This window comes from Parabacteroides sp. MSK.9.14 (assembly GCF_019041495.1).
Lineage (GTDB): Bacteria > Bacteroidota > Bacteroidia > Bacteroidales > Tannerellaceae > Parabacteroides > Parabacteroides merdae.
This window is the reverse complement of the sequence record NZ_JAHPXO010000031.1, coordinates 42,028-57,115: the sequence shown is the minus strand read 5'-3', so window position 1 is coordinate 57,115 and position 15,088 is coordinate 42,028. Positions and strand designations below refer to the sequence as shown.

Annotated in this window: 15 protein-coding genes and 2 pseudogenes; 6 read left to right on the top strand and 11 right to left on the bottom strand. The window is 42.9% G+C overall.

Annotation, left to right across the window (positions count from 1 at the left end):
• Positions 1-517 precede the first annotated feature (517 nt).
• The 5 genes and pseudogenes from KTG12_RS15755 to tnpB all read left to right on the top strand — a co-directional run bounded on the left by KTG12_RS15755 (position 518) and on the right by tnpB (position 3,273).
• Positions 518-784 (top strand): hypothetical protein, encoded by a 267-nt coding sequence (locus KTG12_RS15755; protein ID WP_055285083.1) that lies wholly within the window; start codon positions 518-520, stop codon positions 782-784.
• A 232-nt stretch (positions 785-1,016) separates the two neighbouring features.
• A pseudogene (locus KTG12_RS22105) lies at positions 1,017-1,130 on the top strand (cysteine peptidase family C39 domain-containing protein); the annotation flags it as partial.
• A gap of 6 nt (positions 1,131-1,136) precedes the next feature.
• Positions 1,137-2,129, top strand: a pseudogene (locus tag KTG12_RS15750) (peptidase domain-containing ABC transporter); the annotation flags it as partial.
• Between the two features lie 418 nt (positions 2,130-2,547).
• Positions 2,548-2,871 carry a hypothetical protein gene (locus KTG12_RS15745; protein ID WP_005635345.1) on the top strand — a complete coding sequence of 108 codons (324 nt, stop codon included), beginning with the start codon at positions 2,548-2,550 and terminating at the stop codon, positions 2,869-2,871.
• Positions 2,872-3,273, top strand: a complete 402-nt coding sequence (gene tnpB, locus KTG12_RS15740; RefSeq protein WP_005635348.1) for an IS66 family insertion sequence element accessory protein TnpB — start codon at positions 2,872-2,874, stop codon at positions 3,271-3,273.
• A gap of 129 nt (positions 3,274-3,402) precedes the next feature.
• On the opposite strand, the gene KTG12_RS15735 is transcribed toward tnpB, so the two are convergent.
• The 3 genes from KTG12_RS15735 to KTG12_RS15725 all read right to left on the bottom strand — a co-directional run bounded on the left by KTG12_RS15735 (position 3,403) and on the right by KTG12_RS15725 (position 5,284).
• Complete coding sequence (locus KTG12_RS15735) at positions 3,403-3,828, bottom strand: glycosyltransferase family 32 protein (RefSeq protein ID WP_005635354.1); 426 nt, start codon at positions 3,826-3,828, stop codon at positions 3,403-3,405.
• Positions 3,829-4,465: 637 nt separating this feature from the next.
• Entirely contained in the window at positions 4,466-4,687 is a 222-nt protein-coding gene (locus KTG12_RS15730) for a hypothetical protein (RefSeq protein WP_122298907.1), read from the bottom strand.
• Positions 4,688-4,981: 294 nt separating this feature from the next.
• The gene (locus KTG12_RS15725) at positions 4,982-5,284 is read right to left on the bottom strand and encodes a hypothetical protein (protein WP_022321225.1); all 303 of its coding nucleotides are present in this window, start codon (positions 5,282-5,284) and stop codon (positions 4,982-4,984) included.
• A 239-nt stretch (positions 5,285-5,523) separates the two neighbouring features.
• Here KTG12_RS15725 and KTG12_RS15720 point away from each other — a divergent pair, with 239 nt between their 5' ends.
• Positions 5,524-5,814, top strand: coding sequence for a hypothetical protein (locus KTG12_RS15720; protein WP_138273233.1), 291 nt, complete (start codon positions 5,524-5,526; stop codon positions 5,812-5,814).
• Positions 5,815-5,886: 72 nt separating this feature from the next.
• Here the strand turns inward: KTG12_RS15720 and KTG12_RS15715 are convergent, their stop codons facing one another.
• The 8 genes from KTG12_RS15715 to gmd form a co-directional block, all read right to left on the bottom strand.
• Positions 5,887-8,010: a tetratricopeptide repeat protein gene (locus KTG12_RS15715; RefSeq protein WP_022321227.1), complete on the bottom strand. Its 2,124-nt coding sequence runs from the start codon at positions 8,008-8,010 to the stop codon at positions 5,887-5,889.
• A gap of 137 nt (positions 8,011-8,147) precedes the next feature.
• Positions 8,148-8,480: a biotin/lipoyl-containing protein gene (locus tag KTG12_RS15710; protein WP_005635376.1), complete on the bottom strand. Its 333-nt coding sequence runs from the start codon at positions 8,478-8,480 to the stop codon at positions 8,148-8,150.
• 24 nt (positions 8,481-8,504) lie between these two features.
• Positions 8,505-10,052 (bottom strand): acyl-CoA carboxylase subunit beta, encoded by a 1,548-nt coding sequence (locus KTG12_RS15705; RefSeq protein WP_005635378.1) that lies wholly within the window; start codon positions 10,050-10,052, stop codon positions 8,505-8,507.
• A 24-nt stretch (positions 10,053-10,076) separates the two neighbouring features.
• Positions 10,077-10,634 carry a peptide deformylase gene (gene def / locus KTG12_RS15700; protein ID WP_005635379.1) on the bottom strand — a complete coding sequence of 186 codons (558 nt, stop codon included), beginning with the start codon at positions 10,632-10,634 and terminating at the stop codon, positions 10,077-10,079.
• A 5-nt stretch (positions 10,635-10,639) separates the two neighbouring features.
• The gene (ruvX, locus tag KTG12_RS15695; RefSeq protein ID WP_005635380.1) at positions 10,640-11,062 is read right to left on the bottom strand and encodes a Holliday junction resolvase RuvX; all 423 of its coding nucleotides are present in this window, start codon (positions 11,060-11,062) and stop codon (positions 10,640-10,642) included.
• 68 nt (positions 11,063-11,130) lie between these two features.
• The gene (locus KTG12_RS15690) at positions 11,131-12,528 is read right to left on the bottom strand and encodes an undecaprenyl-phosphate glucose phosphotransferase (RefSeq protein WP_022321228.1); all 1,398 of its coding nucleotides are present in this window, start codon (positions 12,526-12,528) and stop codon (positions 11,131-11,133) included.
• Between the two features lie 96 nt (positions 12,529-12,624).
• Positions 12,625-13,773, bottom strand: a complete 1,149-nt coding sequence (locus KTG12_RS15685) for an OmpA family protein (RefSeq protein WP_005648654.1) — start codon at positions 13,771-13,773, stop codon at positions 12,625-12,627.
• Positions 13,774-13,883: 110 nt separating this feature from the next.
• Positions 13,884-15,035: a GDP-mannose 4,6-dehydratase gene (gene gmd, locus KTG12_RS15680; RefSeq protein ID WP_022321229.1), complete on the bottom strand. Its 1,152-nt coding sequence runs from the start codon at positions 15,033-15,035 to the stop codon at positions 13,884-13,886.
• Positions 15,036-15,088: the final 53 nt, after the last annotated feature.

Genomic DNA, 15,088 nt, shown 5'->3' with positions numbered 1-15,088 from the left:
GTAAACGGGAATCTTCGGCACTTTTTCTGACTGTTTGAAGCAAAATAAGTCACGTGTTTCAACAAAAAAGACGGCATCTCCTACAGAAAAACATCCTCAATACAACTCTCACAACCAACAAATGCAAAATTTAAACAGGCTCTTATATTTCAATCATAAAATTCATTACCTCAAACACAAGCTTCACTTGATTCCTTATTTTAATCTATTCATTCACTTTTTTCTCGGTCAATAACTATTATGATTGGCTCTTTTTACAAAAAAAGCGATAATATTTTAATTTGAATTTGTTGTTTGTGTAAAATTTGTTAATATATACGTGAGTTCGATGCAAATGATACTGGCAAAGGACAACGGTTACTTTCGTTGTATATTTGTATCGGACATTTTAGAAACAAAAGAATATTTGTTTTTGACAGCAAAGCAAGATGTATATTCTTATCTGCTTCGGGTTAACAAAGAGGACGGTTCTGTTACTTCTATTTGTAATGGTGGAGAATTTAAAGAAACACCTTTTATGAAAGTAAGATATGTAGATGTTGAAACCCCTAAATTTATCAACGACCTTTGCGGCGGCTTGCCATTCTATCCTTTTGACCAGAACGAAAATAGCTGGATTGCCAAATATGAAGCAACAGATTTGTTGGAACAGATTGATATTGATGAATTGAAAGTAACCGAAGTGTTGATGCCGGAAAAGAAAGCGCAACTGATCCGGATTTTGGAAAACTTGAAGGAATATGATAATCCGGTGATTTATGATAGCAACCTTAAAATAGAATGATATGAGACAAAATTTGATTTTTGAAACAACACAAAGTCTTGGATCATAAAGAAGTTTCTTTCATAACAAAGCCGGAACCTCAAATCATCAAACAAAATATAGCCAATACGAAACAGTTGATATTGGAAATTACGGACTGCTGCAATTTGGACTGCCATTGTTATCTTTGTCCGTCTCCATCTAATTATGAAATAGTGATTGGACGTTTAAATCTTTGTCATATCAAATAAAAATGTTCGATACATTCCCCCATTCCCACCAACTCGAATCCGCCGACTGCGGTCCCTCGTGCCTGCGCATGATCGCGAAGTACTACGGTCGCAGCTATTCCATCCAGTACCTCCGCGAACAGGCATTCAACCAGACCACGAATATCCTGATCTCCTTTTTGGCGGCGCGGGCTGTTGTTTCGGGTGAAATGACGTTGGGCATGATGATGTCGCTGACGTATATCGTAGGGCAGTTGACGGCTCCTATCGAGCAGTTCATCGGCTTTGCGTGTGCCTTTCAGGATGCGAAGATCAGCCTGGAGCGGCTCGGCGAGATCCATCAGAAGGAGGATGAGGAACAGACGCTTGCCTTGAAAACGAACCGGCTCCCGGAAGAGCGGACGCTCCGGGTGGAGGATGTGTGCTTCAGCTATGACGGGGCGGACCGTGACTATGTGCTGGAGCATGTCAGCCTCGCGATCCCGCAGCACAAGGTGACGGCTGTGGTGGGGGCGAGCGGCAGCGGGAAGACGACGCTTGTCAAGTTGCTGCTTGGTTTCTACGAGCCGAACAAGGGGGCGATCCGCGTGGGGAACGTCTTGCTGAAGGATATGAACCCGCATGTGTGGCGTGCGCATACGGGGTGTGTGATGCAGGACGGCTTCATCTTCTCTGACACGATCGCGCGTAACATAGCGGTGGGGGCTGAATCGATCGACAGGGAGCGGCTGCTGCATGCCGTTACGGTGGCGAATATCCGGGAGTTCATCGACTCGTTGCCGTTGGGCTACAACACGAGGATCGGCATGGAAGGGAACGGCGTTAGCCAGGGGCAGCGGCAGCGTATCCTGATCGCCCGTGCGGTGTACAAGGATCCGGAGTTTATCTTCCTGGACGAGGCGACGAATGCCCTGGACACCAACAACGAGAAAGAGATCATGGAGCACCTGCACCGGTTTTACCGGGGCCGCACGGTGGTCGTGGTGGCACACCGTTTGAGCACGGTCAGGGATGCGGACAACATCGTCGTCCTGGACAAAGGGCGGGTAGCCGAGGAGGGGACGCACGAAGAACTGACGGCGAAACGCGGAATATATTACAAATTGGTGAAGAACCAGTTGGAATTAGGCAATTAAATGATGATTTACCGGTAAATCATCATTTACAAATTGTATATGGAAAAAGGGAAAGACATAGAATTACGCAGTGAAGCGGTGCAGGAAGTGATGGGGCATAATCTTGATATGTTATGTAACATAAGACTATTTATCTGATAGTAATGATGTTCTTTGGTTGCAGATTTTTTATTGCAATATCTCTATAACTGGTCCATCCTTTCTTGATTTCACCTGTATGAGTGACACCCTCCTGAGGTGCCATCAATTGTGAGGTGTTCGGTATTATAGAAAAACACAACTTTCTCTACAGCTGCTGTAACCTCCTTGATATCATAACACACACTTACCCTTAAGCAGTTTATTCGTAAGCATTCGGTAAACCACGTATTTTTTCCTCAAACTTCCGTTATTAACTTTACGTCCAAAAAGCAAAGTTATGATGACACGAGAAGAAGTAGTAGAGATAATGAACTACTGCAAAGAGCACAAAGTGACTTATAAGTCAAGATTAGAGGAACTCAACATCCCTGTATGGCGGTTTTACGACAGCAAATCCCGTTATGCCGCCGAGCAATCATCGGGTAAAACGGCTCAAGGTGAGTTTATCGAGCTTCCACACAGCGGATCTTTTGTTCCGGTTCCTTCATTTGCCGGTACAACCGGACGGAAACAGAAAAATACACCGGCTACGCCAAGCGGATTGAAAGAGATGGAAATACGTACACCGGCCGGTAGTGCCATACGCATTGCGGTGAGCTAAATGAAAAGGAACTGTTTTCAATCATCCGGGCCTGCAACCATGTTCAGCCTTAATGACAGTATGTGCTATCTGTTGTATAACCGCCCGACTGATATGCGCAAAAGCTTCCATACCCTCAGCGGTATCATCACCGACGCCATGGGGCAGGACCCCTGCAACGGCAACGTGTATATCTTCATAAACCGTGACCGTATAAAACTCCTGCATTGGGAGCCAGGCGGCATGGTGCAGTATTCCAAACTTCTGGAAGCCGGCACTTTAGGCAAGTCTGATTCTGCCAGCGATAATGAGGTCTGTGCAAATATAGAATGGCGGGAACTTGTCATGATTGTGGAGGGTATCATGGAAGCCTGCGATTCGCGACGCACGAGACTTGAAAACCTGCAAAAGCTTCGAAAATAGTACCTTTTTTTACTCCGTTCACTTTTGTATGTCATTGGATTTCTTCATAACCTTCCTGTTGAGAGAAAGTAACTTTTTCAACATCCGAATTGAGTTGGACGAGATGCAAAGAAACATTATCCATACTGGTTAAGCATGATACCATTTGCCGGATATAAGTTCCAATCCCATATACCGCAGCCCGGCTTCAATAGCTATAAAAGCATTCGTTACAATATGGGCTTTATCAAAAATACGGGCATGTTCTTCCGGATCGGAGGCCAAACAACAAAATTCATTTTCCAACAAACTATCCAGCGCATCTATACATTCATAATCCAAATCAGCATAAATACCTCCATATTCATATAGAATCAAATAACGAATCATATCCCAACGCTGAACTGCATACGGATAAGAATTATATACATCCCTATATTCGGCATGTCCAGCCATAAAGGCATCGATCTTCTCGCCATTCCAGAAAATGTACGTCCAATCCGGATGTTGCTCTTTCCATGTTTGAGACAAATCCGACAAAAGATCCGGTTGTGGACCATCCTTTCCTTCCCACACTTAGGTGTATAATCTTTGGTATCTGCATATTTTATCTAATTTATACCCGACACTATAATAGCACTAAACTACGCAAAAACCATTCTACGCCTCAATTTTTGTTATTATAGTTAGATTCAAATATATGATTTCTTTTACAATCTGTAACACAAAATCTTATGCTATACAATAGACATACACAAACGAGATCTTACTTATTGTCAAAATTTCCGAAAAAGCCATTGGTTCAAATCGAAACTACCACCGCATCTAATTTGATTTTATACCCCATATAATTCAAATTACACACAAGGGTGTAATATTTTTAACAAACAACATATTCCATATATGCCTACTAATCACAGATTTACAAAATGGCTCTATTTCAGGAAGGGATATTGTCTATTTTTGATACAAACTTAGAGCCATTTTCCTAACGTACGCTTTGCTTGCTTTCCTTATTTTAGGCTTAAAAACAGCACGATTCCGTACCGTCTTCCCAGGATCATCTAAATGATTTTTCAAATGATCTGAATGGTTTTGGAAAACTATCCAGACAATCGGGACAAACGATCAGGATAAACGTACGGATGTAAGCGGACCTACGAGTGGCAACTCTAACAAATTGTCAATCGTAGGTCCGCTATTTACAGATATGCTAATTTGCCAACGGAAAAAGATGAGCGATCGTGTTCCTGCCGCCAACAAGATTCAACTGCTGCTCGCCCCAGACAAACGTTCCGCTCAGCAAAGCCGGTAAAACGATATGGCCGGAAAGTCCTTTGCCGTTTTTCTTCAAACTGACTTCGATAAGCCCTGCCGGGTGAGGGCTCTTTCCTTCTATCTCCGCATACCGATCGGCCAAACCGACCTTTTTCAAGGCACGGAACAAGTAAAAGCGATAGTAGAAGGTAGCCTGGATCAGAGAAGAATCCCAAACAATTTAGATACAGAAGATTCCAATGCTGCATTACATCCGTTTTTTGAACTAAAAGCTACACATATTTTATCTGCCAATTTATTTTTCACATCCAACTGTTTTAAAACAAGGAGATAAGACACATATACACCTAAAAAATTAAATGGTATAGTAAACAGAAAATCTAATCCATTCGTCAGAGTATTAACACCTAAAAATAGAAATACATAGAATAAAGAAAAAAGGAAAATAAACTTATCTGTCCTTCGGACCCTGTTTCTCAAAATACCGTACCGCCACCCCGATCACCGAATTCGACATATGTTCCACATAATTTTTATCCCGCGCCTGCGTCATCAGCAGACACCAGGTGGCATAGTCTTCCTCTGAGAGTTTTTCTGGGGACGGGATGGACTCTAAAAGGATTAAAGAACTGTCCGGCCGGCTCCCCATTAAGGTTTCCGTCTCCTGCAAAAGGGGTTGGATATGGGGATACTGCCGGCAAGCAATCAGACAGAAGGCTAACGACAAAAATATAACGTATATGTTTCTATTCATTATTATAGCGTTTGTTCTAAATGCAATATTACGAATATCCTCTCTTATTCCTCTGTTTTTTGTTGACAATAATACATATTAGTGATAACAAGCGGTTTTATTTATCAAGATTTTTACAATAACCCCTGTTTTTCCTATTTCGAGAGAAAACAAACACAATTTCAGCCGACCTTTCTTCCACCTAAACAGTGCTTTTCCTAACATACCAGCGAACAGTCCGCCGGAGAGGTAGAAATTGCATGACATTTGGTAATCTTATCTTCCATATTCTTACACTTCGAAAAACCGGAACTGCCGGTGAGTTGAATATTTGGAAAAACAAAGGGAGGGTAAAGGAATATTGCCCGGATTCGAAGGGTCTTTTCAAGGAAATCGAACCCTTATTTCCACGACGACCGTCTTCATCGCTCCGGGCTGTCGGATTCACTCTATACGAAGTCGGACTTCGTGGCGATGAAGACGGTCGTTGGGAGGAAAAACCGCGCACCTCACGGGAATGGCCTCCCAAAGGCATTATTTTCGATCCGTAAACAACTGTTCGAAGAACATTTGGCGGATGAGGTTCAAGTCATTTTCAAGATGTTTTTTACAATAAGGGGGGATCAATTGCTTGTCATACGCTTGATAATACTATAAGCATTGATGATACCCAACTCTCCGGCCTTGCTCAAATCGGCGATTCCCCGGTTGGCATCTCCTTGCGAAAGGCGTGCTAATCCACGGTTGAAATAAGCCTCGGCAAATTCCGGATCACGCTGGATCGCCTCGCTGTAATCCTGGATGGCAGCACGAAAATCGCGTTGCGCACAACGCAGGTTTCCACGATTGAAATAAGCATATACGAAGCCCGGATTCAATTTGATCACCATGTCATAATCCCTCGTAATCATTTCATGCTCGTAAGCTCGCTTATTGTCTTTCAAGGATGCGGAAGCCGGATCAGATGTTGCCGGAGTACGAACAACCGTCGGATTCTTACCCATCTTAAGGTTCATGCTCATAGCAGAAAAATCGTCTTGCGAGCTGGCAGCCTGCGACATATTATAGTCAAGCTGTTTATACCGGACGACAGCCCGGTTAAAATAAGCCATAGCAAAATCCGGATCCAATTCGATCACCTTTGTATAATCCTTAATCGCTTCGGTAAAGTCCTGTACAAGCATAAAATCCAAAGCCCGTCCAAAATAGGCATCCACATCGTTCGGATTCTTCACTATACGGGCCGAAAAATTATCGATAGATGCAAAATGTACGGCAACCTGGTCTTCCGTAAGGGCGGCTTCTTCATTTGTGATACGCAGCTTACGTTCCAGTACCAGACGGGAATTGTAAACTTCCACCATCTTATCATAATAAACCAACTTCTTTACCGGATCGACTTTTTCGTAATAAGTCAGGACAAACATCGGTTCCAGATCCACACGCACATTGCGGTCCTGCACGCGTCCACGAATTTCGCTGTTATACTTCGTCTTACGTACCTCTTCTTCATCATACACGACAAGACGGTTGAACTTATCGATATTCTTATCCGACTGTTCACGCGTATTTTCATCCTTTGATGCCGGATCGGCCAATTGCGTACCGGTATTGTTGCCATTTTGGGAAGCGACCGCATTTCCCGAAGCATTCCCGTTCTTCTTTTTTTGCTCCATATTATAGGCAGTCCAGTAGTCACGGTCGGCACCGACCTCATCATGCATTTTCCGCTTCACTTCCGCACGGCTGTAATAACCGGCCACAAAATTCGGATACTGCCGCAACACGACATCGAAGTCATGTACGGAACCTTGATAATCTCCCGTCTCGTAACGCAACAACGCCCGGTTATAATAAGCCATATAGTTGTCCGGTTCAATCTCGATCACAACATCGAAATCTTCGATAGCCCGGTTGTTATCCCCGATCTGTGCCCGAAGCAATCCTCGGTTGAAGCGGGCAATCAGGTTGTGGCTGTCCATGCTGACCACCTGATCATAATCAGCCATAGCACCACGCAAATCCTTTAACTGATACCGGACCAGACCTCTATTGATGTAATAACCGCTCTCACGGGTATTCAGACGAATGGCCTCGTTCAGATCGGCAAGCGCGTCTTTCATATTGTTCATCTGGTAATGCAGGATCGCCCGGTTGCCATAAGCGGGAGCATAGTAGGGGTCCATACTGATCGCCTTATCATAGTCGGCAAGTGCTTTGACCGTATCGCCTTTCTCGGTGTACATCGCACCACGGGTCAGATAGTTCATAGAATATTTGGGATGGGCCGTCATCAGTTCATCAAACACCTTTTCGGCCTCCTTAAAATCTTTTTTCTGAATATTGGCTACTGCCATATTCACCAACATCTGGCGGTCTTCCGCCTTAAACTCCAAACCTTTCCTGTAGTCTTCTATTGCTTCGTCAAATTTCTCCTGACTCTGACGGGCAATACCACGTGCGTAATATGCCTGTACCAGGAAAGGGTTCCGTTCAAGACAAAGCGTACAGTCTTCTTCAGCTCCTTTATAATCATCCAAATTGATTTTTGCCACAGCACGGTAGAAATATGGTTCGGCCAACCAAGGTTTTGATTTGATAACCTGATTGAAATATTGTATCGAAAGAACATAGTCCTCAAAATACAAGGCGTTGCGCCCGATAGTCAACACACGATCCGTATTGATTTGTGCAAACATGGCTAACGAACACAGCTGGAATATAAATAAAAGAATCGCTTTCTTCATCTATTATAAAAATATTCAACATTGATCGGTCGCAAAAGTAAGTAAATAATCTTAGCCATTAAAACCAATCTATAAAAAAAGCTTTCACAGACTGTAAAACAGTGTGAAAGCTTTCTATATTTACTTATTTCAGCTATTTACTTCGGCTGAATCTTAACCATCAAATGGTCTTTTGGGATCTTATCTCCTTCCGTTACACCCAGCTCGACAATCGTTCCGGCAACGGGAGCGACCACCCGGTTGTACATCTTCATCGCCTGGTGGATCAAAAGCAACTGGCCGGCTTCGACTTCCTGCCCTTGCTGTACTTCCACTTTAACGATCGTTCCAGGAAGATGAGAAATCACATCACCGACAAAGGGCTTATGCCACATTTTACGGTTCTTATATTTTGCAGTCAGCGTCGTCTTGTATTTGCGGGCCGTTACTACAAAATCCACATATTCGTTATCTTTTTCTTTCTTTTCCATATTCAAAAGTTTTTACGGCGTTAATTAGAACGGAGGCAATCCGTGCTTCTTAGCCGGTCTGTATTCTTCTTTCAATACAGAAAGTTTAAGCGCGTGAAGCAACAATGAACGTGTTTCTTTCGGCTCGATAACAGAATCGATGAACCCTTTGGACGCAGCCACATAAGGATTTGCAAACTTCTCGATATATTCCTTCACCTTTTCCTGGCGCATTGCATTCTGGTCTTCGGCTTCCATGATCTCCTTGCGGAAAATAATGTTGGCCGCACCTTCCGGTCCCATCACCGCAATTTCTGCACTCGGCCATGCAAACATAAAGTCCGCCCCTAAGTGACGAGAGTTCATGGCGATATAACCGCCACCATAAGCCTTACGCAGGATAACCGTAATCTTGGGAACCGTCGCTTCGGAATAAGCATACAATACCTTCGCACCATGGCGGATCACACCGGCATGTTCCTGGTCGACGCCCGGCAAATAGCCCGGCATATCTTCCAACGTGATAATAGGAATATTGAAAGAATCGCAGAAACGGATAAAACGTGCAGCTTTATCGGCACTGTCGCAATCCAATACACCTGCCAACACCATCGGCTGATTAGCAACGAAACCGACAGTTTCACCACCCATGCGGCCAAAACCGATCACAATGTTGGCTGCCCACAACTCCTGTACTTCCAAGAAGTCGGAATCATCCACGATACATTTGATAACGTTACGAACATCGTACGGCTGTTTCGGATCTGCCGGAACCACATCTTCGATGTTCATTACCGCAGCGGGTTCCTTCGACTCTACCACTTTAGCACGTTCCTGGTTATTCCAGGGGATAAAACTAACCAGACGTTTAACTTGCTCGAAACACTCCTGCTCGCTCTGTGCGTAGAAATGAGCATTACCAGTTGTTTCCGCATGGACACGTGCACCACCCAGATCTTCCATAGAAATATCTTCGCCCAACACGGTCTTGATCACATTCGGACCTGTAATAAACATCTTGGAGATATTCTCTACTACAAATACGAAGTCCGTTAAAGCCGGAGAATATACGGCTCCACCGGCACAAGGTCCCAGGATCAACGAGATCTGAGGAATAACACCGGAAGCAATTGTATTGCGATAGAATATTTCACCATAACCCGCCAATGCACCTACACCTTCTTGGATACGTGCACCACCTGAGTCGTTGATACCAATAATCGGACATTTCATTTTCAGAGCATGATCCATGATCTTCGTGATCTTACGTGCATGCTGCAAGCCCAGTGAACCACCGGCAACCGTAAAGTCTTGTGCATAGATACAAACCGGAGCACCGAAGATCGTACCTGTACCTGTAACAACACCATCACCTGGTAAATCTTTCTTATCCATGCCGAAATCACGACCATCGTGCTTCACGAACAGGTCATATTCATGGAAAGAATTCTTGTCCAACAAGGATAGAATACGATCACGGGCAGTCAGTTTACCCATCGCGATCTGCTTTTCGATAGCAGCTTCACCTCCACCCATCTCAACGACGGCTTTCTTTTCCCTGAGGGCCTGAATGTTTTTACTTAAATCTGTCATACTGATTAGTTAATAGAGTTCTTATTACTTACCAACCGCTTTTGCTTTATAGGAGCAACGGGCTGTACCTTTAATAATACTATTTAGTTTGCTTTTATTCAACTGACGGCGGATTCCTGAAATATTATCTATGAATACATGGCCTTCCAAGTGTTCACACTCATGCTGCACAACACGTGCAGCAAACCCCTCCACCGTTTCTTCATGTTCCTTCAAGTCTTCATCCAGATATTTCACACGTACTTTTGCTGAACGGGCTACTTTCTCATGCACTCCCGGCAGGCTCAGACAACCTTCCTCCATCGAAACCTCTTCTTCACTTTTTTCAAGGAAAACAGGATTGATCATCGCACGCTTGAAGCCTTTGCATTCAGGAAAATCATCTCCCATCACGTCAGCGTCAATTACCAAAAGACGCAATGACAAACCGACCTGCGGAGCGGCCAGCCCCACACCATCGGCATTGTACATCGTTTCGAACATATTGGCTACCAATTGTTTCAGATCCGGATAGTCCATCGGAACCTCTTCAGCCTCTTTTCTCAGCACGGGCTGTCCATATAAATATACTGGTAAAATCATAACTTTTATAACTGATATTTCTTATTTTCCAAATATGACTGCAAGATAATAACCGCACTGATCTCGTCTACCAATCCTTTATCTTGCCTTTTCTTTTTCTTCAATCCTCCGTCCAGCATTGCCTTATGTGCCAAAACGGAAGTAAATCGTTCATCGTAATACTCTACCGGAATATCCGGAATGGTCCGCTTCAGATGTGTTACAAAGGCTTCCACGTATCTCATATTTTCAGAAAGTTCGTTGTTCATCTGCTTTGGAAGCCCGACTACAAACCGTTCAACGGGTTCGCGCGAAACATAATCAGCCAGAAACCTTGTAAGTTCACCGCTCGGCACAGTTGTCAGTCCGTTTGCAATCATCTGCAAGGTATCTGTGACCGCCAGACCGGTACGTTTCCGGCCATAATCAATTGCTATAATCCTTCCCATCGGGCACAAAGATAACATAAATTCAGTTTCCTATTACACATATATACAAAAAGTGTGCAATTTAATACTTAGTATGCATTCTTTTCTCCCTTGAACATATTGATAACCGTTACAACTATAATCTTAAGATCCAAGAAGAAAGACCAATTCTCGATATACCAGACATCTCGCTTCACACGTCCTTCCATTTGTTCCAACGTTTTCGTTTCTCCTCTGTAGCCTGTTACCTGTGCCCAACCTGTCACCCCCGGTTTAACCAAGTGGCGAACCATATACTTGTCAATCAACGCAGAGTATTGCTCTGTATGTTTCAGCATATGGGGACGCGGTCCTACAACTGACATTTCCCCCCTCAACACATTAATAAACTGGGGAAATTCATCCAAATTAGTCCGCCGAAGAAAATCTCCGACCTTTGTTTTACGCGGGTCGTCCTTCACAGCCTGCAGGGAATCAGCCTGCGCGTTAACCTTCATCGTGCGAAACTTATAACACCTGAAATCCTGTCCGTACAGTCCCGTTCTCTTTTGCTTAAATAAGATCGGTCCCGGAGAACTCAGCTTGATCATGATACCAACCACAATATATAATATCGGGAATATAGTTACCAGAATTACAGTTGAAAAAAGAATATCAAACGCACGTTTCAATGCTCGATTGTAAGCTGCCTGTAAAGGCTCGCGGCGAACGGTCATCAAAGGGATGGACTCCAAAACATCCATCACAAGACTCTTCTTCAAATTTCGATAAAATTCCGGCACAATATAAAAACGGATCATGTGCTTCTCCGCAAAATTCAACAAACGCACAATCTTCTCATCATTCGTACCCGGTAAAGTACAGTAGATTTCATCCACATCATTTGCCAGCACAAAATTCTCTACCTCATTCGTCATTCCCAAATAATTCGGCAAAACCGATTTCAAGGACTGATTATCATCAAAGAATCCCAAGATATTGAAACCATACGACAAATCATCCTTCATTACCTTATATAATTCCATCCCATTTTTTCCTGCTCCAACAATTACGATCTTTTTAAAATTATACCCTTTCCGACGATACATTTTCAATGTTACACGCACAATAACACGCCACAAAGAAAATACTACAAGCGTAACAGCGTAATAAATCAATAAGAAAGTTGCCAACACATCTCCAACATTCAAAAAAATCAGACAAGTGGCAAATAAAAAGAACATAATCGTAACCAAAAAGAATGCTCTTTGCACAATTTTATCGATAAAGACAATGGACAGATGCAACCGCAAAGGAACAAAATAAAGGGAAAAGAAATAACAAAAATTCAACAAAAGCACCACTTCTCGCAAGCTTCCAGTAATAGCTAACGTATGAATACTATTCAATCCATAATAGACAATAAAAAAGAGAATATTCAGAACGATCAGATCTCCGATGCCTATCAGCCATTGAATAAGATAACCATATTTTTTATTTGACTCCATAACAACGCGCTAAAATCATGCAAAAATAAGCATTATTTCCGAGCAAAAAAAAGGCTGCACACGATTATGTACAGCCTTTCGGGATATAATTAAAAATTAATTATTTGCAGACATGATAACAACGCGGTTCCAATTGTTTTCATTGTACGGTTGAACGTCAGAACCCTTCCATTCGATTGTGATCTGGCTAGAAGAGATACCGTATTTATCAATAAGTTCCTTGGCAACGGCTCTTGCACGTTTTTCGGAAAGCTGCATATTGTAAGAACCTGTACCTGTTTTCTTATCAGCATAGCCGATAACCTTGATAGGCACATTGTTTTCTTTCATAAACTGTGCAGTATTGAAGATGCTAACCTGCTGGTTCTTGTCGATCTTAGCGCTATTGATACGGAAGTATACCACATTATCTACATAGTTGTTAACAACGTTAGTTACAACTTCTTCACATTCAGGACAAGAAACCGGACGTTTACTCAATTCGTCGTTTTCAGCACGCAAAGCGTTGATCTGACCATTCAGGTCGTTCAACAATGCATAATCCATCGGCTCCAACACTTCGAAATCAGTTTTACCCAGTTTGAATGTCAAACCAGCGCTCAACTGTCCGATACCGTCAGTCAGGTGGTACATAGAAACACGGTTAAACTGTTCGTTCAACAATGAACCCTGAACTTCTACGTTCAAATCTACACGTTTGCTCAAACGAAACGCAGTCAGGATACCGAAATTCACCGTTGGAGATTCTGTTCTTGCAATACCTCTGTTATCATCGGAGTTTTTGAAACGCTGTGCGTAACCAAGACCTACCCAAGGAATCAAACGAAACACTTTCTTTTCGTTGTAAGGAGCCCAGAAATTAGTCACATCCCACAACAAATCAGCATGAGCAGCTGCATATTTATTGTGCTGCATAAATGTAGCACCTGTGTTTTCAAAACCATGCAACACACCACCATTCAACTGGAGACGCAGGGCTAAATACGGATTAAACCATTTACCGACAGAGAACTGAGGAGCGAAATTCAAACGATTCTTAAAATCGGCTTCACTGTTCTGATCACCAAATAAAACACTCGCGCCACCAGCAATAGAGATAAACCAGTTGTCGCCTGCTTTGTTCTTTTTGAAGTTTGTCTTATAACCCGCTTCGTTACTAAATCCAACCTGCGGTTTAAATTCCTGTGCAGACACAGAGAAAACAAAACCTGATAACAAAGCTAAAAGTAATACTTTAGTCTTCATATTCATCAACATTTTAATTAAACAATCAATTACCTATAATCTTGCTCAAACATATTGCAAAATTAACTCTTTTTCTAATTATAACAAATAAAAACAATAAAAGTTCGATTCTACTCAAAATAATTCAATACTTCATAGCCACCTTCTTTTAGATACGATTCTTTCTTCATCAATTTTATATCATTCAACATCATATCCTCTATCAAAGAGGCCAAATCGTACTTTGGTTCCCATCCCAAACGGGTACGCGCCTTCGTCGCATCGCCGATCAATAAATCGACTTCAGTCGGACGGAAATACTGAGGATCAACACCTACAACTTCATCTCCAATCCGTTTCCTGAAATTATCGAGATAAACCTCACCGACTCTTTCAATAAACACTTTTTCGTCAATATAGTTTAAGACAGCCACCTCATTAACATTCTCTCCTTTGAAAATAATTTCCACGCCTATCTCGGCGAACGCCATCCTCAAGAAATCACGAATAGTTGTCGTAATCCCCGTCGCAATGACATAATCGGACGGTTCGTCCTGCTGGAGGATTGCATACATTGCGCGGACATAATCTTTTGCATGTCCCCAATCACGTTTGGAAGAAAGATTCCCCATATAAACTTTTTTCTGCATGCCTAAAGCAATACGGGAGACAGCCCGCGTCACCTTACGAGTCACGAAGGTTTCTCCCCTCAGAGGAGATTCATGGTTGAACAAAATACCGTTCGACGCATGCATTTTATAAGCTTCACGATAGTTCACCGTTATCCAATAACCGTAAAGTTTGGCTACGGCATACGGACTTCTCGGATAAAAAGGAGTCGTTTCTTTCTGCGGAACTTCCTGCACCAAACCATAAAGTTCGGATGTAGAAGCTTGATAAATGCGCGTCTTGGGGATCAAATTCAGCAGACGAACTGCTTCTAAGATACGCAAAACTCCCAGACCATCGGCATTAGCCGTATATTCGGGTGTATCAAAACTCACTTTCACATGACTCATAGCCGCCAGATTATAAATTTCATCCGGCTGGATCTCACCGATGATGCGAGTCAGGTTCAAACTGTCGGTCAGGTCACCATAATGTAGGATCAAGTTACGATTTTCCACATGCGGGTCCTGATAAAGATGGTCGATACGATCCGTGTTAAACATGGACGACCGGCGTTTGATACCATGCACTATATATCCTTTCTTGATCAGATATTCGGCCAGATAAGCCCCATCTTGGCCTGTTATTCCTGTTATTAAAGCAACTTTACTCATCGTTGTTAAACGGAAGACGCAACAACCTCCCTATTTTTAATTTTTTAATTTTC